This window comes from Vibrio sp. ArtGut-C1 (genome assembly GCF_002105475.1).
Lineage (GTDB): Bacteria > Pseudomonadota > Gammaproteobacteria > Enterobacterales > Vibrionaceae > Vibrio > Vibrio diabolicus.
The window spans coordinates 119,223-142,088 of sequence record NZ_NCTH01000012.1; the positions used below are offsets into that span (position 1 = coordinate 119,223).

Below are 22,866 nucleotides of genomic sequence, written 5' to 3' on the forward strand. Positions count from 1 at the left end.
GGATACGCTCCCTTAAATATCATGCTAGTTCCGTAGTAATCTACAAAAGAAAAAGAGGGTTTCTATACCCACCTATAAAAATGCCTCAGCAATTGCCGAGGCATGGTTTTATCAGCCAACTTCTCTTGCTAGAGAATTATTGTGCACGGTACTTACCGCTGTTTAGTTCAATTTTAGACGCTTTTACCCGGCTGTCTGCGTTTAGATAGTCGCTAATGCTCAGTAGGTCTTGATCTTGAGATGCTTTTAACACCGCAGACTCTCCCTCTGCGAAGACAACTTCCAGCTTTAGCTCTTTGGCGACCGCTTTCGCTTCGTTAGGGTTGTTTACCGTGATGTAAACCAGTCCAGTAGCCTTGGATACATTGCTAAACGCATTCTTAAACACTTCATCACCGGCTTGAAGTTTTACTTCTTCGGATAGGCTCCTAGCTGTACCCGTTTGCACCTTGCGATAATCTTGGCCATTAATCTCAACCGCTTCTGAAGGCACGAACAGTTCAGGTGCGGGTTGTTGAGAGAGTTGTTGCTCAGCGTATGCGCTAGTCGTCATCATAGAAAGAGCCAGCATAGAAAATGATATGTATTTCATGTAATTGACTCCTTAGTGTCCAAAGATGCGCATCGACCAGTTCTTAATAACACCTGGCTGAGCGTTGTTTGCCATCGGAACGTCATAGATGGTTGAAGAGTTAAAATATGCAATGTAAGAAAAGACTTCGTCGCCATTCGTATCGATTGCTCGTAATGTCCATTCGCCTTTTGCATCTTCGCCATAGAACTGGTTAGACAACATTAATTGGTCTTTGTAGCCAGTAATTGTTGGGTCAAGAGATTGACCAACAAGACCATTACGTGGTGTTTGCAAAACGGAACGAGTCCCTGACGGCGAAACGAGCTCGATAGCTAAGTCGGGCAGGCGAGAGTGGTCTAATGTCAATTTCACTTGAACGGATTCTACCTTCAGATCATCGGCAATAGCGATACTTGATGAACCGCCAGCCAGACTCGCATCGGGTACACTTACTTCTTTAGCATTATTAACCCAGGGCGTAATAACTTGAGGCGGTAAAACACGATTCGTCATGCGAGCACGTTGCATTGCTTCATCCAAATCGACAGCGCCGAAGCCATAAAAAGTATGGAAATCTACGCCTGCGGCGTTTTTCTGCCAAGGAGAAATGGCCTCGTAGCTAACCTGTTCACCTTTGTGGTTAGTAAATTCAAGTTGTACGCCTGGATGCGTTTTATCCGTTACTTTTGCTGTCTCTGCTAGTAAAGCACGTACATCACGAGCAGAAAGTGCATGATTCGTGGACATAATTGCCGCGATGGCACCGGACGTATTTGGCGCAGCCGACGAGGTTCCGTTCATTGTACTGGTATAGTTACAGTTCGGGTCTAGCTCCGTACCGCCGTGTAAGCCATTGATACCAAGCCCGTCGCTGGTATTTTGCCCTTCTTCACAACCCATCAAATCGGTGGTGACCATGGCAGGGAAGTCTTGCCCATATTCACCTGCTGGTGCGGCAACCCATACGTTAGATCCCACCGATGAGTAACTCGCTCGCGTGCCATCCGCACGTAGTGCACTGGTGATTAAATTAAAATAGTTGGCGTTGTCATAAGACTGAGCGGAGTTGTGCATCGGCAAGCCTTGGTTGTCTCCACCAGCAAAGAAGTTACTTGGTAATACGAAGAATCTTCCCGCATTGAAATAGCGATAACCATTGCCTGCTGACTTAACAAATACAGCACCGCGTCCCCATGAGTTACTCTCGCTGACATTTTTTATCACGTCCATTTCAAGTTTAAGTTGAGGATCGCTTTCATCAAAAGTTATTGGGTTGATCGGGCTGAAACCGTAGCTTTGGTTAAATACACGAACATCGCGTGTGGCTGGATCCATGCCGTGAGAGATTAGCCAGCCTTCTAATGTCTGGTTGGCTAACCAGTTAAAACCAATAAGAGAAGAGTGAGAAGCAACACCGCGTCCACCTTCACCATTGTTGCCGACTGCGCTGATCAAACCGGCTACAGCAGTGCCGTGACCATTGGTATCAACCGGATAACTTAATGGGAAAGAAGAGTCTTCGACGAAGTTTCTGCTACCTGTAACTATATTACCTGCAAGATCTGGGTGATCGATCTGCACTCCAGAGTCAATGACCGCGACTTTTATACCGATACCCGCAATACCCATTGCTTGAGTGAGCTTGGTGTTTAGGTCGTTCCCAGCAACAGCTGGGTTAGCTGCAAAAGCAGTTTGCCCTGTGTTGTCTAAGTGCCATTGTTCAGAATAGAGTGGATCAAACGCCGAGACGGCAGGTGCAATGCCTACTGCCAACATAGCAGCAAATAGGCGGTTAATGCGTATTTCCATTTTTGACCTCATGTCTTTGTTTGGAATTTTTTAGCTCCTGTTTCATATTCCTCTAACAGGAATAAACAAAGCTAACGACAAAGAATAAGGACGAAAACCATTTACAACTTGTTTACATAAAAAGTTCGACGAACAACATGATTCAGTGTTAATTCACTGAAACTATAGGGTTTTTTAATGTCGAATAGCGCACGCATGAAAAGTAAAAAGCAGAAAATACGGTCGTACTGTCTGCTTTGAGAGGAAGGATTACTTAGTTGAAGCGGGTTGAATTGTCGCCATTGGTTTCTTCGGTTTGGCCTTTTCTTTGGGTAACACGTTATCAATCCACTTTTTGATGTATAGCTTATTGAACTCACTATCACACCACTTCTTGTTTAAACCACGTCGGTTAAACTCAGCGCCAATCGCAACTTTGGTTTGGTTGGTTGCACGGTTGTAGTAGAGGGTCTCGCACAACTGAGTGTTACTCATTTGTTGGGCATATACGTTAACACTGCTGCTGCGCATTCCCAGTTGAGAGGCTTGATGGTTACTACACGCAGTGAGAAGTGCAGGCGCAAAAATAGCGATGGTTAGAATTTTTTTCATTTTGCTCTTATGACGTCGGGTGAATAACGAAGCGATTTCTTCCTGCTTGCTTTGCGTCATACAAAGCTTGATCTGCGAAGAAAAACCATTGATCCCATTCTTGTTGAATAGTTTTTACGGACAGTCTGTCGACAGCTCCGAGAGAAATTGTCGCGTTTAATGACTTAGAGTCAACCACTAGTGGCGTTTTTTCCACGATATATCTCAATCGATCCAAGAATTTAGCGCAATCTTCAGTTCTGTTTACTTCAAATAATAAGACAAACTCCTCTCCACCCCAACGGATGAGTAGGTCACCAGAGCGAGTCGATTCATTAAATAGCCTGGCAATATGCATTAACATCTTGTCGCCAATATCATGCCCATATTCATCGTTAAACGTTTTAAAATGATCGATATCTAATACGGCTAAGGCAAACGTTCTATCTGGGCTTCTACGAGCCATTTTATCCAGCCAAATGGGAAGGTAGCGACGGTTGTGCAGTTGAGTTAATGGATCGGTAGTATTTTCTTGAGTGAGTGCTTTATTAATACTCCTAACGCGCAGTACGTAACGAAAGCCAACGACACCAATCGCTGCGATAGCGATAAAGTAGAACATTTCTCTATAGCGTTGTGAACGCAGCTCTGAAGCTTGCAACGCATTTTTCGTTTCTAGTAGCTTGAGTTCTTTCTGAGCTAACTTAGCTTCGAGGTCAAACTTAATATTAATCATCTCTTCGCCGTGAATATGATGAGAAAATTCAGCTTCTAGCTCTCTTAACTGAGTCAAGTAACGAAAAGCCGCTTCAAAATTATTAAGGGTTTGATTCGCGTTTACTAGGACCGACAGCATATCAATGCGCTGTCGTATTTCTAGCTCATCGGTTGATTTAGTTTGCTCAAGTACGTTGATAGCTGTCGAAATAGCTTTATCGTATTGTTCATCTGCGAGGTATGCTTCTGCATATGCTTCATAACAAGGCATTTTCTTCGCCTCTACGTTTCCCGTGATAGGGAGAGCTACGCAACGCTGTGCAACCATCAACGCTTCATCAATTTTCCCTATCGAACTTAACATTTGTGAGAAGCTGGATAATGAATAGTGTTTGATGACGTCTGACCCCGTTTGCATTGAGAGTCGGATTGCTTCATTAAAATAGTGTTCTGCCTTTTCGCTATCTCCACTGCTTAAGTGAACAATACTTAAGTTTGCGTAGATAACCCCAATGAAAAGGCTGTTGTCATATTGATATTTGCTGTTTAAATAGGTATCGAGTGCTTGCGTAAGGTAGCTACTGGCGCGAGCCCAATCGGATGCATCGATATAGACGGTACCGATGTTATTCAGCGTCATGGCAACTTGCATTTCAAATACGGTTCTCTCTAACAACTCATAGGCGGTTCGGTAATACTTGAGTCCGCTACGTAGTTGATTCCGTGAAACCTCTAAGTTCCCTAGCCAGCGATATGCTCTTCCTTCTAGCGCTAAGTAGCCGAGATCGCGGGCTTCAGCGATGATGTCATGGAGTACAAGTTCTGCATTCCAATTATCGTCTAGTTCAATCATGGTTACCGCTTTATTAAGCTGTGCTTCAGCGACTACCCATGGTAAATGATGCTCTGTCCCAAACTCAATTAAATCAGGCATATCTTTGGGCAGCGGAACGCCTTCGTAGCGCTTTAGGTAAAGGCGCGCAAAGTAATAAAGGGCAAGAGATTCCGCTGACGCATTCTGTGGCGCAACTAATTCATCTTCTTCAATTGAGCGCGGCTTACCCATTGAACGAAAATAGAGATTGAGCATGGAGCTGCTTTGAGGAGAAATGTGTTCTTCCAGATAGCCCTGTTTTTCTGTGTTGGCAAGTACATGGGTTGGATGGAAGAAGAATCCAAGTACTGAGAACAGCGCGCAAGTTAGCGTTTTAATCGGAAAGTGCATGAGCTTATTAATAAAATGTGATCTCGTTTAACCCTAATACTAGGTAAGTCTATCACTTCTTATTGGCTAAGTGCGGATGGATTCCGAGTTATAAACGGCTTGTGAAGAAAGTTTCGCGAAAGGTGAGGCTAATATTATGATTTATAATGATAAATCTGTTCAAAAATGGAAAGATTGATTTAACGACAAGATAAACAGTGCGAAGAATCTAGTGTGTCGAACATTGTTAGTGGTGTAAGTTTCATCATTTAGTCGGTGCGATTCGCATCTCGAAAGATGGCTGATTCGCTAAAAAATTATCTTTCTGTCATAAATATTTAATGTTTGTATGGGTTGTTAAAAAACTCGATATTAGACATAGTGTTATTAAGCCAATAAAAAATGGCTTTTATAATAAACAGGAGATTAACTATGCATAATGAAATGATTCAACCTTCACACTTCGGTATTATTGGCCGCACTTGTATCGCTTCAGTACTTATGATTGCGGGCGTTTTTGCTCTTATTTAAGAGTCAATGGTAACGATGGTTACCCGCTTAAGAGTAAGAAAATTCAGGGAATCACCTTAATCTCGTATAAGGTATTCCCCTGAAAATCCAACCTAATAACTACTTTTTAGCTGAAGAAGCTAAAAATCAATGCACTTACCGCTACAATGCCCGCAGTTAAAACAAAGTAAGTTGAGCCATTTCCACGATATTGTTTCAATGCATCGATTTTGTATACCGCTAACATTGGCATAATAAATAAGATCATCGCGATAACAGGCCCTGACAACGCTTCCATCATACCAAGAATGCTTGGGTTCATGATCGCTGCTGCCCAGATTGAAAAGAAAAGTACTGCAACGCTGATACGATCAACCCGCTTTTCAGACAGTTTAGAGTGTTTGGTAATTAAACCATTTAAGCTTTCGCGTGCACCTAAAAAGTGCCCAAGAAAAGAGGAAGTGATAGCAACAAAAGCCACCAAAGGACCAAGCGTTGCGATAAATGGGTTGTCTGTTGCATTGGCTAAATAAGACAGCACCGACACGTTTTGTTCTTTAGCTTGAGCCAATTGCTCTGGTGACAGCGCTAATACACACGAAAAGACAAAAATAAGCACAAACGCAATTAACATGATGCTAGTGCGTCGAAGAATTACTTCGGATTTCGCATCCGCTTGATCGCCATAATGGCGACGTTGCACATTTGCAAAGCTTGAAATCGCAGCTGCGTGACTAAACGAGAAAATAACCACAGGAACCGCTAACCACATAGTGCTAGCAAAAGCAGACGCTTCAGGGGCGTCCATGATTGGCATGGTCCAGTTTGGTATCAAGTAAAATGAAAGAAAGGCAAGAATAGCCACTAATGGGTAAACCATAATGGCAAAAGCCCGTAGCATGACTTTTTCGCCCGCCATCATAATGGCAATTAATGCAAACACTAGTGCACCTGAAAGCAGAGGGCGAGGCAAAGAAGCCATATCAGCTTGGTTAACCATAAAACTGTCTACGGTATTGGTAATACCGACACCGTAAATTAACAGGATCGGGAAGATCGAAAGAAAATACAGCAGTGAAATAGAGCGACCCGCTTTTGCGCCAAAGTGCTCTTCTACTACATCAGTAAAGTCTGCATTTTTGATCTTGGAAGACAGTACAAAGCGAGCTAAACCACGGTGGGCAAGATAAGTCATTGGGAAAGCAAGCACAGCCATTGCGACTAACGGCCAAAACCCGCCAATACCAAGGTTGATCGGCAGAAATAGAATGCCTGCACCAACGGCTGTTCCAAACAGACTAAGGACCCAATGTGTGTCGTGTTTTGACCAAGATGTTGTTGTGTTTAATTCACTGGAATTTAACGCATTTCGAGATTCTTTCACTTAAAACTCGCTTTTATAAAAATAATAATGCGGAGAATGGTATAGGTTTTGGTGTTTGTTATCACATCGGAAGTGTGGTGAATCATGCTGAAGATAAGGGGTGGTTGTAACTTATCAAACTATGAATTTTTTTAAAAACTAGAATTTTAATCTAAAACTTAAGCAATAAATTGGTGTTATATTTCAAATTTTTACTAATGGGTGGTTTTTGATTTCGTGGTTAAAACTTAATCATGGATGTATATGCTAAAGAAGCTTGCTCTTACTTAATGAGCCATGGTGCATATTGGAGGGCTAGCAAGTGGCAGGTCTATGAGTCCTGCATTTAGATGAGCTTTAGGTATATACTGCCGCCACAAATGTTAAAGGAGGAATCATTGAATGGACATTCTGTCTGCACATAAAGACGACTTATTGGCTGTGTATACGCTTGAAAATACTTTATTTGGAGAACATGCCTATCCTCAATTTTTCTTTCGGCAAGCTTTTGATTGTTGGGGGGAAAGCTTACTAGTAGCGAAAGAGGGGAAGCAAGTCGCAGGGTATATTTTGCTGACGACAAGCACAAATGCGCAGCAATATTGGATCATGTCACTGGCTGTCGATACTCAACATCGTGGTAAGGGTATTGCGCGTTCTCTGATTGAAAGTGCCATCGCGCCGCTGAAGTTGGGCTCAAGTGTGAAGTTGACGGTCGATCCGAATAATCAGCCTGCATTGTCTTTGTACCTCTCCCTTGGCTTCAAAGTATTAAAAGAAGAAGCGCATTATTTCGGTGACGAAGAGTCTAGATTGGTCATGGAATTAGTAAAGTAACCCTGCACGATAATGAACGAAACTTGCACTCAATCAGTGCGCGGTATTACTTTGCAATAGTTGTTTACATTCTAACGTTTTGTAAATTAATGATTTTCAATCTTGGCACCTCGTTTGCTTTGAGATAAATGTTCATCGTTAACTCGATGCGCCGCTCTCTATAGCAGGCGAGAGCGGGATAGGGTATTACTTTTGAAAATGTACTAACAGCGTTAAAGGCATTGCTGCCTCTCTCGATTCGGGAGAGGCTTTTTTTTTGCCTGTAATTTAGGATTAGTCGCGCAGGAGGCGTTATGTCACAAGGGTGTAGAAAGACAACTTGTCCGTATTGCGGAGTAGGCTGCGGAATTGAAATCAGCAATAACAAGATTATTGGAGATGCGCTTCATCCGGCCAATTCCGGTTCACTGTGTGTAAAGGGTGTCGCATTAGCAGAAAGCTTACAAATGCCTTCAAGATTGCTCTACCCCAAGCTAAGGGAAAAAGAAGTATCATGGCAGGTGATCACAGACTTAATTGCACAAGAGATCCATCAAGCGAAAGCAGAGTTTGGACCGGATTCCGTCGCTATGTACGTGTCAGGCCAGTTGTTGACGGAAGACTATTACGTCGCCAACAAACTCATGAAAGGTTATGTGGGTAGCGCGAACATCGATACCAATTCCCGTTTATGCATGTCTTCTGCGGTTGCTGCTCACGTGCGCGCATTTGGCGAAGATGTCGTTCCAGTCAATTACGACGACATTGATAATACTGAACTATTGATCATTTGCGGTGCGAATACCGCTTGGACGCACCCTGTTCTATTTCGACGTATTCAACAAGCGAGAGAAAACAATCCTAACCTCAAGCTGGTGGTCATTGACCCGCGTGAAACGGTCACAGCGCAGCAAGCGGATTTGCATCTACCGATTAAAAACGATGGGGATGTGTCACTTTTTAATGGGCTGCTCAAGTTTCTTATCGAGCAGCAATGTATTGATTCTGAATACATAAATTCCCATACCGACGGGTTTGATGCGCTTGCAGAAGAAGTTTCTGATTTGCGTTACGATGTCACTAATTTAACGTCTTCCATTGGTATTTCAGAAGAAAAACTCACGACATTCTTCCAATGGTTCGCACAAAGCCCAACCGCAATCACGCTGTTTTGCCAAGGGGTTAACCAAGCCGAAAATGGTGTCGATAAAGGCAATGCAATCATTAATGCACACTTGGCGACAGGTAAAATTGCTAAGTCAGGTTGTGGGCCGTTTTCTATTACAGGTCAGCCGAATGCGATGGGTGGGCGAGAAGTCGGTGGTTTGGCAAACCAACTAGCGGTTCATCGCGCTTTTGACGCAGACTCTATAAAGCAAGTCCAAGCGTTTTGGGATTCACCCGAAATTGCCACTAAGCCTGGATTAAAAGCCGTCGAGCTGTTTGAGGCGGTAGAACGTGGTGAGATTAAAGTTCTGTGGATCATGGCAACCAATCCCGTGGTTTCTTTGCCTGATAATCAGATGGTTAAGCGCGCGTTAGAGGCTTGTCCTTTTGTGATTGTGTCTGATATTACCGCGGAGTCGGACGTTGCTAAATATGCAGATGTTTTATTGCCAGCGGCTGGTTGGGGTGAAAAGCAAGGCATGGTGACTAACTCTGAACGTAGAATGTCTCGTCAACGTCAGTTTCAAATACCACCTGGTGAAGTAAAACCAGATTGGTGGGCGATAAGCCAAGTCGGGCAAGCTTTGTGTGAACTAGAGAAGGCCCAGAATGGTTTTGCATTTACCTCAGAACATGCGGTATTCAGGGAATATGCGGCGATGACAGGTATGAATGCAGATTCGCCATTGAAGCTCGACCTGTCTCAACACGCGAACTTAACCGAGCAAGAATACGAAGAGTGGGTGCCGACACAATGGGGAGGAGAGCGCCCTTTTGCTGATGGAATCTATTCGCACCCAGATGGTAAAGCGCGTTTTGTCGTGACCAGTGAATTGCCTCAACGCTTAGAGAGAGCAAAAGGCTGGTGGCTCAATACGGGTAGACAACGCGACCAATGGCATACCATGACGCGTACAGGGCATATCGCACACCTTGCCGCCTCTGAGTTAGAGCCAACCGTGTACATGAACACACTCTCCGCCACTCAAAATCGCTTAAAAGCCGGACAGCTCATCAAGCTGTTCCAGCCTACTTCAAACACTGGTATTTATGCCAAAGTTGCCATTGATGAAGGTTTGGGGTTTCAGGAGCTGTTTATGTCAATGCACTGGGCTGGTCGATATGGAGGTGAAAGCAGTGTTAACGCGATAGTAAACAGCGTAAAAGACCCTATTTCTGGGCAGCCTGCGTTTAAGTCGTCTTATGTTGAAGTGCAAGACGCGGCGGTAAAAACCTACGGTATGTTTATCGGTACACAGTTTGATTCTGGCAAGTTTCTCTACAGCGCATTTCAAGCAGAAAGTAATTTGGGCATCTGGCGCTTTGCACACGATAAACGACCAAAAAAGCAGAGTTTTTGTCGAACGGAAAAGAGTCGCAGGATTACGATAGATATTGCCCTAGGTTGGCTAGCGGTGGATTACGACCTTGTTGGAGACGTTCGTATCATTCGTTCTGTTTTGGTGGTGTCTAGTGAACCGATTAAAACCGACTACACCAACTTTACCGGCTTGATTGGTAAGCCGATGGAGCTATCGCAACTGCTTACCATCACTCAATCGCAAAGCAGTGCCAAACTGGTCTGTAGTTGTTTCCGTGTTACTGATAAACAGATACATGACGCGATGGAGAAACAAGACTGCACTTCACTGACCCAACTTCAAAACAAACTCAAATGCGGTACCAACTGTGGTTCGTGCGTTTCTCAAATCAAACAAATGCTCGACAGCCATCTGCATCAAAAGGGCAAACTGCAAGCGAACCAGCAAAGTCTGGCGATTCAAATAAAGTAAGTCATAAAGAGGATAAGCACATGGAAGCGCCTTATCAAAAGTCTTGGTTTAAGAAAGGACAAGCGGACCAGAGTCAAGAACGCTCGTCTCGCTTTTCTAAGCATGACCAAGCAAGCAAACTGAACCAACTTTTAGAAAATCACTCCGAAGATCTAGATGCGAACCACAAAGGTTTTGTCTCTATTGTCGGAGCAGGACCGCACGACCCAGACTTGTTAACCGTGAAGGCAGTGAAAGCGATTATGTCGGCAGAGGTGCTGTTGTACGACCGTCTGGTAAACAAAGATATTTTGGAGTTGGCCTCGCCACAAGCCGATTGGATTTACGTGGGCAAACGATGCGGACAACCTAGTATTGGTCAGGAAGAAATCTGTGATTTGTTGGTGTCGCTCGCTCAGCAAGGAAAGCGAGTTGTGCGCTTAAAAGGGGGAGATCCTTTTGTATTTGGTCGTGGAGGCGAAGAAGCATTAGCGCTCGTCAAACACTCTATCGCTTACGAAGTCATACCGGGTATTACTGCTGCGATTGGGTGTTCCGCAAACAGCTTGATTCCGCTGACTCATCGCGGCGTTGCTCGCAGCGTTACCTTTGTTACAGGGCAAGTGGTAACAGGCGCATTTGAAGCGTGGAGCCAATTGATGCAAAGCGGACAAACGTTAGTCTTCTATATGGGATTAGAAAAATCGGCAGACATACAAATCGGTTTAGTCGGCGCTGGTTTGAACCAAGATTTCCCTGTTGCGGTCATCACTCATGGTTGCAGCCCTCAGCAACAAGTTCATGTTACCCAACTCAATCAGCTCAATGAGTTATCGATTACACTTAAAGGCGTGAGCCCAGCATTGATTGTGATGGGAGAAGTTGTCAAACTGCGCGAACAACTAATAGAAACCGTACAGTCAGTGACGGAATACGAGGGAATATGAGCAGCATTTTGGAGTGTATCAGAACAGTCGGTCGTGGCGAACGTGGTAGAAAACCACTGAACTTTGACCAAGCGTTTCGAGTTATGGATGAATACCTAAACGGTGAGTGCGGCGATGATCAGATGGCGATGTTATTGATGCTGATCCGCGTACAAAACGAGACTCAACAAGAAATCGCTGGCTTTGTGAAAGCATTCCAATCCCGCATGCCTGCTATTGGTGCAGACATCGACTGGCCATGTTACGCAGGCAAACGTGAAGCGGCAGGTCAGCCTTGGCACCTGTTAGCAGCGAAGATCCTTGCCGACAATGGTCATAAAGTGCTGATGCATGGCTATCACGACTGCCAATCTGGTCGTTTACACGCCGAAGACTACCTCGGCAAATTTGCTATTGCGAAAGCGGAATCAGCAGAAGACGCAAAGCGTGTGTTAGAAACACAAAACATCGTGTATCTACCGCTCAGTGCATTTGCTCCTCAAGCAGAAACCATGATCGGTTGGAAGAATCGTTATGGGCTGAGAACGCCGATTAATACTGTGGTTCGAGCATTGAACCCGGGGCAAGCAACGATTGGTATTCGCGGTAGCTTCCATCCTGGTTTCCAACAACTTCATGCAAAAGTCGAATATGAAATCGGTCAAACCGCTCACGCCGTTGTGTCATTCAAAGGGCAATCGGGCGAATCAGAATACAACCCGAAAGTAAGCCAAACGGTATGGTTAAGCCAAACAAGCGGCGTGACATCGCACTACTGGACGGAGCAAATGCTGTCTGAGGTGCCAATGCCTACGAACTGTCCGTTTGGGACGTCAGAAGATGACGTGAATCAAATGGCGAATACGGTTTTGGCAACGATGACAGTTGTGCTCTTTGCTCAAGTGCACGATAGGGAACAGGCCTTTGAACGTGCGTTTGCTTATTGGGAAAACTATTGTTGTGGCAGTTAATCCTGTGACGAGCTAACCGCGAAACGTTGTTGGATCGGAATCCTTTATCTATTGTTTGTGTAAGCTTGTCAGTGATGTATTTATCACTTGAAGTGTCTCACAGCTGATTGGGGCAAACATCAGTGAGGCCTGATGAGTTTACTTTTCGATAAGAAATGAGGACAAGGATAATGGTTCTAAAGCACTCAAATTCTAACAACAAGGCGTCACATCCCATTCCACAAGAAGCTTTCGATTGGTATGACGAATACGCACATGGCAAAATCTCTCGTCGAGAGTTTCTCAACCGTCTTGGTGGCCTCGCTGTTTTAGGTTGTAGTATGACGGCCCTGGTTGATGCTCTGACTCCAAATTATGCACTCGCAGAGCAAGTTTCCTTTAATGATCCTGAGATCAAAGCAACCTATGAAACCTTTGCTTCGCCCAATGGACATGGGGAAGGTCGCGGCTATTTGGTTGTGCCACAAAAGAAGACCTTAAAATCGCCGACAGTGTTGGTGATTCATGAAAATCGAGGTCTAAACCCATACATCAAAGATGTCGCCAGACGACTCGCGAAAGACGGCTTTATTGCTTTCGCTCCTGACGCGCTTTATCCACTCGGTGGCTATCCGGGGAACGATGATGAAGGTCGCGCCATGCAGAAAGAGATGGACAGAGCCAAGATCGAACAAGATTTTATTGCTGCTGCTAATTTCATTAAACACTACGAGGGTGGGAACGGTAAATTAGGCGCTGTTGGGTTCTGTTTCGGTGGATACATCGTTAATATGCTTGCAGCGGTAATGCCAGAAGAGCTGGATGCAGGTGTGCCTTTCTACGGAACACCGGCGGCGCAAGAGATTCAAAAGCAGGTCAAAGGGCCGTTGATGATTCACTTCGCAGGGCTCGATAAGCGCGTCAACGACACATGGCCTGCCTATGAGCAGCAATTGATCGCGAACGATGCGCAATATCAGGCGTTAATGTATGAAAACGTCAACCATGGCTTCCATAACGACTCAACGGCTCGCTACGCACCAGAAGAAGCGGCGCTCGCGTGGGAACGCACACTAGGTTTCTTCAAAGAACATCTCGCCTCTAGTTAAAACGCTTCAACTTTAATTGGCACATTCCTTGTTATGTCTCTCTTAGTGAGTGAGATATAAACAAGGAATGTGCATGACTCAATCAACGTCAAAAACACCCATCATAGTATGCTGTGATAGCCTCCAAGAGCAGGCTCGACTGTCCGGCTTGTTGAGCAAAGATTACGACAACATCGTTGGCTGCCAATTGGCACAACTAGAAACTTTGATGCAGCGAGAACCATCGGCACGCGTTGTTGTTGGATGGCAGCAGCCGACGGCGGAACTGCGTTTGATTGTCGATTTCTGCCGCAGAAAATCGGCACCACTTCTTATCGTCTTAAAGCAGTTATCATCTAATGATATCAATCGGTTATCAGAAAAAATGGACTATGTGCTCATGCCGCACGATAGTGAGTTTGCGCTTCAGCCTTGGATTGAACATGCGACACTAGTGAGAGCGAAATTCGAAAGTATGCAATCGGAAATTGAATCGCTGACCCATAAGATTGAAGAGCGCAAGCTGGTGGAAAAAGCCAAAGGTCTGCTGATGAAGATGCACAGCGTTGATGAAGAACAGGCTTATAAAGCACTTAGAAATTCAGCCATGCAATCGAGCCAAACGCTCGCACAAGTTGCCAAGAATTTGATAACTACTTTGGAGGTGCTTGATTAGTTGCTCTACCACTTTGGGGTTAGAGTGCATTTTCTAACGTGGTGCGTGTTGCACTAACAGCAAGCAAAAACAGTTGCTTGGTTACGAGGGTAGACTCTAATGTGCTGTATTTAAAGTAGAAAATAAGTTGGCACAGTACTTGGATTAGTTAAAACGGGTTTATTGTTGAATCGCTTATCTCAATTATCAACGGCGGTAATTGTAGACTTAGCAACGGCGCTACTGCTCTTCGGAGTAGTGGCGCTTTTTTATGGGAGCAAACCAATGAAATGGAGTTCGATGCTGAAAGTGTCAGCAATTTCGTTATCGGTATTCACCACGGTCAGCGTAAAGGCAGAGTTGGGTGAGCCAGAAATTGAAGACCTGAAGTTTGGTTTTATTAAGTTAACCGATATGGCACCGCTGGCGGTTGCTTATGAGAAAGGCTTTTTTGAAGACGAAGGCTTGTACGTCACTTTAGAAGCGCAAGCAAACTGGAAGGTGCTCTTAGACCGAGTCATCGATGGTGAGCTTGCTGGCGCTCACATGCTTGCTGGTCAACCATTGGGCGCGACGATTGGTGTCGGCACAAAAGCAGAAGTGATTACCGCGTTCAGTATGGATTTGAACGGTAACGCAATCACGGTTTCCAATGATACTTGGGAGCAGATGAAGCAGTACATTCCAAAACAACCAGATGGCAAGCCTGTTCACCCAATCAAAGCAGATGCCTTAAAACCAGTTGTCGACAGCTATCTGGATAAAGGCAACCCGTTCAACATGGGCATGGTGTTCCCTGTATCGACGCACAACTACGAGTTGCGATACTGGTTAGCGGCAGGTGGGATTCATCCAGGCTTTTATGCACCAGAATCCGGTGACAACAGTGGCCAGTTGGATGCTGACGTTCTTTTGAGTGTTACACCGCCACCACAAATGCCAGCGACAATGGAAGCGGGCACGATCAAAGGGTACTGCGTAGGCGAACCATGGAACCAACAAGCCGTATTCAAAGGCATTGGTACGCCCGTCGTGACCGACTACGAAATCTGGAAGAACAACCCAGAGAAAGTATTTGGTGTTTCCAAAGCTTGGGCTGAGAAGTATCCAAACACGCACATTCGCGTAGTGAAAGCCTTGATTCGAGCGGCACATTGGTTGGATGAAAACGACAATGCCAACCGCCAAGAAGCAGTGAAGATGCTATCAAAAAGCGAGTATGTGGGAGCCGATGCTGAAGTTATCGCTAACTCAATGACCGGCACATTTGAATACGAGAAAGATGATAAACGCGACGTGCCAGACTTCAACGTGTTCTTCCGTCATAACGCCACTTATCCGTATTACAGCGATGCGATTTGGTACCTGACCCAAATGCGTCGCTGGGGACAGATCTCAAGCGAGAAATCCGATGATTGGTACATGGATGTGGCAAAAGAGGTTTACCATCCAGATATCTACCAACAAGCGGCTCAAGCGTTAATTGAAGATGGTGTGTTGAGCAAAAAAGACTTCCCAGATTTCAGTGCTGAAGATGGTTTCCGTGCGCCACAAACACACTTTATCGACAACATCGTTTATGACGGTCGCGAGCCAAATAAATATCTAGAGAAGTTCTCTATCGGGCTTAAAGGAAAAGACAAGGTTTAACCATAACGATAAACGCCACAGGCGAGGAGATTCGCTTGTGGCAACAAGGATGTAAATTTCTTAGGAGTGAGTATGTCTAGTAATGTCATTTCCCTATTTCCTGCTAAGCAGGTAGTGAACCGAAGTCGGCTGGTGCTTTTGCCCGTCATTGGCTTGCTGATCTTTTTGGCAATGTGGCACTTAGCGGCGAGAGAAGTGCAAACCTCATTAGGTACGCTACCGGGACCAGTGCAGACTTTTCAGCAGTTCAGCAACCTTGTCGATGACCATTGGCAAGAACGAGAAAAGGAACAAGCTTTTATCGAGCGTCAGGAAAAACGCAATGCTGCGAAGTTAGCCAAGAATCCGGACGCGGAAGTGAAGATTCGTCCCTACACAGGTAAACCGACGTTTTTCGACCAAATCATAACAAGCTTAGTGACCGTAACTGCGGGCTTTTTGCTGGCGACGGTTATCGCGATTCCGCTTGGCATCGTGCTTGGTCTCAATCAAGGGCTGTATCAAGCGTTCAACCCAATCATTCAATTGCTTAAGCCTGTTTCACCTTTAGCTTGGCTGCCTATCGTTACTATGGTTGTAAGTGCCACTTATGTGAGTGATGACCCGATGTTTGCTAAGTCGTTCATTAACTCTCTGATCACAGTAGCGCTATGTAGCTTATGGCCGACGCTGATTAATACCGCTGTGGGTGTAACGAGCGTTGATAAAGACTTAATCAACGTGAGCAAAGTGCTTCAACTTTCGTGGTGGCAGCACATTCGTACCATCGTTTTACCTTCTGCCATTCCAATGATCTTCACAGGTTTACGTCTCTCTTTAGGTATCGCTTGGATGGTATTGATTGCGGCAGAAATGCTCGCTCAGAACCCAGGGTTGGGCAAGTTCGTTTGGGATGAGTTCCAGAACGGCAGCTCGGCATCATTGGGTCGCATCATGGTGGCAGTCATCACTATTGGTTTTATCGGTTTGATGCTCGATAGAGGCATGCTGCAACTTCAAAAGTGGCTGTCTTGGAATAAACAACAAGCGTTGAGATAAGGGAAAAGATCATGGAAAAAGCATTATTAGATCTAACGCGTTTAGGGATGCGATTCCCAACGCCAGATGGTGAGTTCATCGCGCTTAAGAACGTCGATTTACAAATCAATAAAGGTGAGTTTGTATCGCTGATTGGTCACTCTGGTTGTGGTAAATCAACGGTATTGAACTTAGTCGCAGGGCTACACATGCCAACAGATGGTGGTGTGATCGTTGATGGACGAGAGGTGGCAGGACCGGGACCCGACCGCGCGGTTGTGTTCCAAAACCATTCACTATTGCCTTGGCTCACTGTGTATCAAAACGTTGAGCTCGCAGTAAAGCAAATTGCCGGCAAAAAGGGCAAAGCGTGGATTCAGGAACAAGTGAACCACTATTTAGAGTTGATTCAAATGCAGCATGCTGCGCACAAAAAGCCGGATGAAATCTCGGGCGGTATGAAGCAGCGAGTCGGCATCGCCAGAGCACTGGCACTTCAACCAAAGGTTCTGCTGATGGATGAGCCATTTGGCGCGTTGGATGCGTTAACTCGTGCGCATTTGCAGGATGCACTGATGAAGATTCAAGCCGAGCTAAACAATACCGTCATCATGATTACCCACGACGTGGATGAAGCGGTGCTGCTATCCGACAAAATCGTGATGATGACTAACGGGCCGGCGGCAACCATTGGTGAAGTGTTAGAAGTGAATCTACCTCGCCCTCGCGAGCGTGTCGCACTGGCAGATGATGCGCAGTATCAGAAGTGTCGACAAGCGGTGTTGAAGTTCCTTTACGAGAAGCAATCCAAAGTCGAGATTCCTGCTTCGAAAGAAGACAAACCTAAAACCGCAGCGCAAACGGCATAAGGAGGCAGCGATGAACAGTCCTTTAACGATTCCAGTAAAGAACGCATTGAGCCACATCGTTGTGGTAGGCAACGGTATGGTCGGGCAACACCTCGTCGAGCAATTAGTGCAGAAAAACGCGCATTTGGAGCACCGAATTACCGTGATTGGTGCAGAGCGCTTTATCGCGTATGACCGTGTACAGTTGTCCTCTTTGTTTGCGGGTAAGTCTCATGATGATTTGATGCTGAGCAACCAAGAATGGTACGACATGCATGGCATCCAACTCGTACTTGGCAGCCAAGTAACAGGCATCGACAGAGAGCAAAAGCGCATTCTTCTTGATGGTGAAGATGTGCTGGGTTACGACGAACTTGTGCTCGCGACCGGTTCTTACCCATTTGTGCCGCCAATTGAAGGTAAAGACCGAGACAACGTGTTTGTCTATCGCACGCTTGATGATCTTTCACAAATCAAAAAGGCATGTGAAGGCGCAAGAACAGGCGCAGTGATTGGCGGCGGCTTGTTGGGTTTAGAAGCGGCAAACGCACTCAAACTATTGGGGCTAGAAACTCACGTCATTGAGTTTGCACCTCGCCTCATGCCCGTGCAGTTAGATGATGGTGCTGGCTTAGTGCTAAAAGAGAAGATTAAAGCGCTAGGGCTAACCGTGCATACCTCAACGGGGACGGAGCGAATCTGCGATGGTGAAACGGCTAAGCATCGTATGGTGTTTAAAGACAAAGATCCTCTCGAAGTGGATGTGATTGTCTTTTCCGCAGGGATTCGCCCTCAAGATGAGTTGGCAAGGCTAGCAGAGCTAGAAGTCGGCGAGCGAGGCGGCATTGTGATTAATAACCAATGCCAAACCAGCGATGAGAACATATACGCGATTGGCGAATGTGCACTGTGGGAACAGAAGATCTTTGGTTTGGTCGCCCCTGGTTACACCATGGCGAGAACTACAGCCGATGTCTTGACTGGTATGTTGAGCGAAGGTTTTAAAGGTGCAGACATGAGCACCAAACTTAAGCTGCTTGGGGTGGATGTGGCGTCTATCGGCGATGCACAAATGCAAACCGAAGGCGCACAGGAAATGGTGTTGCAAGATGCGGTTGCAGGTATCTACAAAAAGCTGGTGGTTGATGCGAGCGGCACCCAATTGCTTGGTGCGATTCTCGTTGGTGACAACAGTGACTACGATGCGCTTTTGCAGTGTTATTTGAACAAAACAGTCCTGCCAGACCACGCGGCGAACCTGCTGTTTGATACCGGAATGCTGGATGGAGAGATGCCAGACAGCGCCATCATCTGTTCTTGTCACAACGTCACAAAAGGCGACTTAGTTGCCGAGATTCAAGCTGGCACCACCAACCTGACAGATCTTAAAGCCAACACCAAAGCCGGTACTGGCTGTGGTGGCTGCAGCAATATGGTGAAGTCGGTATTGGATACTCAATTAGCAGCCATGGGGGTAGAGGTTAACAACCACCTTTGTGAACACTTTGAGCTCAGTCGCCAAGAGATGTTCCATATTTGCCAAGTGGAACAAATCAAAGACTTCGACACCTTAATTGCACTGCATGGCAAAGGGCATGGGTGTGATATCTGTAAGCCGACGGCGGCATCTGTGTTTGCTTCTTTGTGGAATGAACACATCATGGAGCCTCAACATCAATCTCTGCAAGATTCTAATGATGCCTTTATGGCAAATCTGCAAAAAGATGGTTCTTACTCGATTGTACCTCGTGTTCCGGGCGGCGAAATCACACCAGACAAACTTATCGTACTTGGTGAAGTCGCTCAGCAATACGATCTGTACACCAAGATCACTGGCGGTCAGCGCGTGGATTTATTTGGCGCGCAGTTGGAACAACTCCCGGAAATCTGGCAAACCTTAATCGATGCTGGTTTTGAAACAGGGCACGCCTACGGCAAGTCGGTCCGCACCGTGAAATCTTGTGTGGGTTCTACTTGGTGTCGTTATGGTGTTGATGATTCAGTTGGATTAGCCATTGAGCTAGAGAACCGCTACAAAGGATTGCGAGCGCCCCATAAGCTTAAGTTTGCCGTATCGGGCTGTACTCGCGAGTGTGCAGAAGCGCAAAGTAAAGACATTGGGGTGATCGCCACTGAAAACGGCTGGAATCTATACGTTTGCGGTAATGGCGGCATGAGACCAAGACACGCTGATTTGTTTGCATCCGACTTATCCAAATCAGAGTTGATCACCATGATTGACCGAGTTTTGATGTTCTACGTCAGCACCGCTGATCGCTTGCAGCGTACGTCGGTGTGGATGGAGAACATGGAAGGGGGCTTAGATTACCTTAAACAAGTGATTTTGGATGACTCTCTCAACCTATGTGACTCTTTGGATGAACAAATGGCACGAGTCGTAGATACCTATCAATGTGAATGGAAGAGTACGCTGGATAATCCTCAAAAATTGCAACGCTTCCGTCCTTTCTTGAACAGCACGTCGGGCAGCAAAGTTTTACCGTACCAACGTGTGCGCGGTCAGCGTATTCCGGTGAAACAGGAGGTGTAAATGGCAGCTTTAACCAAAGTGAAATTGTGTCAGCTTGATGACTTAATCCCGTTTATCGGTGCCACGGTGTTGATTGAAGGTGAGCATGTCGCGTTATTCTACATTCCTGATAGCGGTGTTTACGCCGTTCAAGATTGGGATCCAATAGGTAAGGCTTATGTGATGAGTCGAGGGATTGTCGGTGATATCGATGGTGAGATGTGTGTTGCGTCACCACTGTACAAACAGCATTTCAGCTTAAAGAGCGGGCAGTGTTTGGAAGACGATGCGCACTGTCTAAAAACGTGGCAAGTAACGGTCGACGATAATCAGGTTTGTTATTTAGTCGAAGAATGATCCTCGAAATTAGCTTGCTCGATATGAGTAAATTCTTAGCGTAAGAGATAAGCGAATAAAGCTCCAGAGACACCACAGTATGGTTCTGGAGCTTTTTGCTATTTGGAAGGATTCACTTGTAGTTCGGTATAGCCAGTCGAGTCGTCCATCGCTCTGGTAAACTCAAGTTTTGAGTAAGAATGGATGATCAATTCTGCGGTAGTATCAATCACTGTGCCTTCCAGTAAATGCCCACCCCAGACTCGCCCTTCACGATCAGACACCGAGATATGAACGTGCTGATGTTCAGGCGTCAGGGTTCCCATCACAGAGACAATTTCAAATGGCTCTTGTTTGGTTAACGTGCTTTCTGCACCTGCCAAACGAAGGTTGAGGTCAGAGACACAACCAACACATGAAGCAATCGAGCCTGCTTTGACATCGTGCTCCGCGACCAATTTCGCTAGGCTCAGCTTTAAGTCCATGCCTTTGGTAAGACGTACTGCTATTACTTCAATCGACATATTACTTCCTAATCAAAACCAGCAAGCAGGAAAGCGCCGTATCCAAGTCGGCATAACGTTTGGCTTTGCCAAGTACGCGCATGCCTTGCATGTTGTTGAGAACGAAACGAGCGAGTTCTTCTGGTTTCAGCGTTTTCGGCACTAAGGTTTCTTTTTGCGCATTAGTCAGCGCATCCGCAATGATGTCGATAAGATGGTCAAATAAGAAATGCCCTTTGCGCAGTACATCATCGTCTTCGCCAGCATGCTCCACAAGCGCATTTTGAATAAAACACCCACAGTTGCGTTTGCGTTGCAGCTCTGCAAAGGACTTAAGGAAAGACTCAAGTTCTGGCAGGGATGCGCCGTCTTTCTCTAAGTCGGTGAGTGAGGGCAACGAGACTTTTTTTAGATAAGCATCCAGTGCTTCGTAGTAAAGCTGCTGCTTATCACCATAGGTGTTGTAAAGGCTAAAGCGGTTGATATTCAACTCGTCAGTGAGATCAGAAATGGATGTATTAGCAAAACCTTTGCGCCAAAAAACGTCCATAGCGACTAAGAGTTTTTCTTCTCGATCGAAGTTGGCTTTTCTTGCCATATGCGTACCTACCCGAGCGGTTTTTCTCAAACCACTCCTAAACTTATTGAACAACTTTTTGGAAATGAAGTTCTTGACTGATCGTTTATAAACTGGCTACAGTATATCCTAACCAATCGGTTAGAAAAAGAAAAAAGGATATAAAATGAAGCTCTACGAAACCGCGATAACTCCAAGTTGTAAGCGAGTTAGCATTTTTTTAAAGGAAATTGGTGGCGATGTTGAACGCATCGCTTTAAATGTGCGTGACGGCGAAAATCTAGCGGAAGATTTCAAGCAAAAAAGCGTCAATGGAAAAGTGCCATTGCTTGAGCTTGAAGATGGCACGACGATTTGTGAGAGCGTCGCAATTTGCCGCTATCTCGATGAAGCGTTTGAAAACGATTTGGCGTTGTTTGGGGCAAACCAACTTGAGCGTGCGCAAGTGGAAATGTGGCATCGCGTGGTGGAGTTTCAAGGTCTATATGCCGCTTTTCAAGCATTTAGAAACATCACAGCTATCTATGAAGATAGAGAGCGTTGTGTCAGAGAGTGGGGCGAAGAGTCCAAGCAACGCGTGCAAGAGTTTTTACCGTTGTTAGATAAGCGACTTGGTGAAAGCGAGTTCATTGCCGCTGACCATTTTACTATCGTCGATATTACAGGCTTTATTTTGATTGGTTTTGCAATTAAAGGCCTAGAAATCGATGTGCTTACTACTGCACCAAACATTGCGCGTTGGTATGAGCAAGTTTCAGCTCGGCCTGCATTTCTAAGTTGATGTACCAGCAGCGAGTAGATCATTGCTCGCTGCTATTGCCTTTCGAATTCACAAGGATATTCAAATTCTTCAGCTTTTTTCTTATTTTGTCTCCTATCGCCTATAATTGGAAAAACAACCTCAATGGGCTTCAATGCGTTTTAGAGCCTAGCGCTCTTAGTCTGTAGACGTTCTTTTCATAGTGGGAAGTCTATTAATAGACAAGGAGAGGTCATGCGTATTCAAGTTAAAACTATCAATAATGTTCTTATTGCTCTTTTAATGGTTTCGGTCTTTGGTCTCGTCGCGCTGTACCTCAATAACACACAGCAGAATGAACAGATTGAAAAACTGCAAAGTCAGTTAATAGAGAAAGAACATCAGATATTAATCTCCAATGAGGCGCTGTCCTACACTCGATATCAACACCAGTTATTAGCTGAAGATTATAGTCGTTTTAGAAATGAGCAATCAGTGACTAGTGTTCTGCGTTAGCGTGCCCGACTACCGTCTTAAGGAGGCGA

At 45.5% G+C, this 22,866-nt stretch carries 20 protein-coding genes; 13 read left to right on the forward strand and 7 right to left on the reverse strand.

Annotation, left to right across the window (positions count from 1 at the left end; genetic code table 11):
• Window positions 1–136: 136 nt before the first annotated feature.
• The 5 genes from B7360_RS12755 to B7360_RS12775 all read right to left on the reverse strand — a co-directional run bounded on the left by B7360_RS12755 (window position 137) and on the right by B7360_RS12775 (window position 6,768).
• A complete protein-coding gene (locus B7360_RS12755) occupies window positions 137–592 on the reverse strand; it encodes a hypothetical protein (RefSeq protein ID WP_085343662.1) in 456 nt (151 codons plus the stop codon).
• Between the two features lie 12 nt (window positions 593–604).
• Window positions 605–2,383 carry a S8 family peptidase gene (locus B7360_RS12760; RefSeq protein WP_085343663.1) on the reverse strand — a complete coding sequence of 593 codons (1,779 nt, stop codon included), beginning with the start codon at window positions 2,381–2,383 and terminating at the stop codon, window positions 605–607.
• 249 nt (window positions 2,384–2,632) lie between these two features.
• Window positions 2,633–2,974, reverse strand: a complete 342-nt coding sequence (locus tag B7360_RS12765) for a hypothetical protein (protein WP_012842508.1) — start codon at window positions 2,972–2,974, stop codon at window positions 2,633–2,635.
• Between the two features lie 7 nt (window positions 2,975–2,981).
• Window positions 2,982–4,895 carry a tetratricopeptide repeat-containing diguanylate cyclase gene (locus B7360_RS12770; protein WP_085343664.1) on the reverse strand — a complete coding sequence of 638 codons (1,914 nt, stop codon included), beginning with the start codon at window positions 4,893–4,895 and terminating at the stop codon, window positions 2,982–2,984.
• A gap of 616 nt (window positions 4,896–5,511) precedes the next feature.
• Window positions 5,512–6,768 (reverse strand): aromatic amino acid transport family protein, encoded by a 1,257-nt coding sequence (locus B7360_RS12775; RefSeq protein ID WP_047009261.1) that lies wholly within the window; start codon window positions 6,766–6,768, stop codon window positions 5,512–5,514.
• A 381-nt stretch (window positions 6,769–7,149) separates the two neighbouring features.
• Between B7360_RS12775 and B7360_RS12780 the strand changes: the two genes are divergently transcribed.
• The 11 genes from B7360_RS12780 (at window position 7,150) to nirD (ending at window position 20,523) form a co-directional block, all read left to right on the forward strand.
• A complete protein-coding gene (locus B7360_RS12780; RefSeq protein ID WP_085343665.1) occupies window positions 7,150–7,584 on the forward strand; it encodes a GNAT family N-acetyltransferase in 435 nt (144 codons plus the stop codon).
• A gap of 293 nt (window positions 7,585–7,877) precedes the next feature.
• Window positions 7,878–10,523: a nitrate reductase gene (locus B7360_RS12785; protein ID WP_085343666.1), complete on the forward strand. Its 2,646-nt coding sequence runs from the start codon at window positions 7,878–7,880 to the stop codon at window positions 10,521–10,523.
• 20 nt (window positions 10,524–10,543) lie between these two features.
• Window positions 10,544–11,449: a uroporphyrinogen-III C-methyltransferase gene (gene cobA / locus B7360_RS12790; RefSeq protein WP_085343667.1), complete on the forward strand. Its 906-nt coding sequence runs from the start codon at window positions 10,544–10,546 to the stop codon at window positions 11,447–11,449.
• Window positions 11,446–12,399, forward strand: coding sequence for a glycosyl transferase family protein (locus B7360_RS12795; RefSeq protein WP_085343668.1), 954 nt, complete (start codon window positions 11,446–11,448; stop codon window positions 12,397–12,399). The genes cobA and B7360_RS12795 overlap by 4 nt, the downstream gene beginning before the upstream one ends.
• A 170-nt stretch (window positions 12,400–12,569) precedes the next feature.
• A complete protein-coding gene (locus B7360_RS12800; protein WP_085343669.1) occupies window positions 12,570–13,487 on the forward strand; it encodes a dienelactone hydrolase family protein in 918 nt (305 codons plus the stop codon).
• A gap of 73 nt (window positions 13,488–13,560) precedes the next feature.
• The gene (locus B7360_RS12805; RefSeq protein ID WP_085343670.1) at window positions 13,561–14,142 is read left to right on the forward strand and encodes an ANTAR domain-containing response regulator; all 582 of its coding nucleotides are present in this window, start codon (window positions 13,561–13,563) and stop codon (window positions 14,140–14,142) included.
• A gap of 264 nt (window positions 14,143–14,406) precedes the next feature.
• A complete protein-coding gene (locus tag B7360_RS12815) occupies window positions 14,407–15,771 on the forward strand; it encodes a CmpA/NrtA family ABC transporter substrate-binding protein (RefSeq protein ID WP_085343671.1) in 1,365 nt (454 codons plus the stop codon).
• A gap of 72 nt (window positions 15,772–15,843) precedes the next feature.
• Entirely contained in the window at window positions 15,844–16,809 is a 966-nt protein-coding gene (locus tag B7360_RS12820; RefSeq protein WP_005375889.1) for an ABC transporter permease, read from the forward strand.
• 11 nt (window positions 16,810–16,820) lie between these two features.
• Window positions 16,821–17,657 carry an ABC transporter ATP-binding protein gene (locus B7360_RS12825; RefSeq protein WP_005450080.1) on the forward strand — a complete coding sequence of 279 codons (837 nt, stop codon included), beginning with the start codon at window positions 16,821–16,823 and terminating at the stop codon, window positions 17,655–17,657.
• A 10-nt stretch (window positions 17,658–17,667) separates the two neighbouring features.
• Complete coding sequence (gene nirB / locus B7360_RS12830) at window positions 17,668–20,187, forward strand: nitrite reductase large subunit NirB (RefSeq protein WP_085343672.1); 2,520 nt, start codon at window positions 17,668–17,670, stop codon at window positions 20,185–20,187.
• Window positions 20,188–20,523: a nitrite reductase small subunit NirD gene (gene nirD, locus B7360_RS12835; protein WP_015313324.1), complete on the forward strand. Its 336-nt coding sequence runs from the start codon at window positions 20,188–20,190 to the stop codon at window positions 20,521–20,523.
• Between the two features lie 98 nt (window positions 20,524–20,621).
• Here nirD and B7360_RS12840 read toward each other — a convergent pair whose 3' ends face one another.
• A complete protein-coding gene (locus B7360_RS12840) occupies window positions 20,622–21,026 on the reverse strand; it encodes a PPC domain-containing DNA-binding protein (RefSeq protein ID WP_029795845.1) in 405 nt (134 codons plus the stop codon).
• A 1-nt stretch (window position 21,027) separates the two neighbouring features.
• Window positions 21,028–21,603: a TetR/AcrR family transcriptional regulator gene (locus tag B7360_RS12845; RefSeq protein ID WP_053812171.1), complete on the reverse strand. Its 576-nt coding sequence runs from the start codon at window positions 21,601–21,603 to the stop codon at window positions 21,028–21,030.
• Window positions 21,604–21,748: 145 nt separating this feature from the next.
• Here B7360_RS12845 and B7360_RS12850 point away from each other — a divergent pair, with 145 nt between their 5' ends.
• Complete coding sequence (locus tag B7360_RS12850) at window positions 21,749–22,363, forward strand: glutathione S-transferase (RefSeq protein ID WP_085343673.1); 615 nt, start codon at window positions 21,749–21,751, stop codon at window positions 22,361–22,363.
• A 213-nt stretch (window positions 22,364–22,576) separates the two neighbouring features.
• A complete protein-coding gene (locus B7360_RS12855) occupies window positions 22,577–22,837 on the forward strand; it encodes a hypothetical protein (RefSeq protein WP_005395662.1) in 261 nt (86 codons plus the stop codon).
• Window positions 22,838–22,866: the final 29 nt, after the last annotated feature.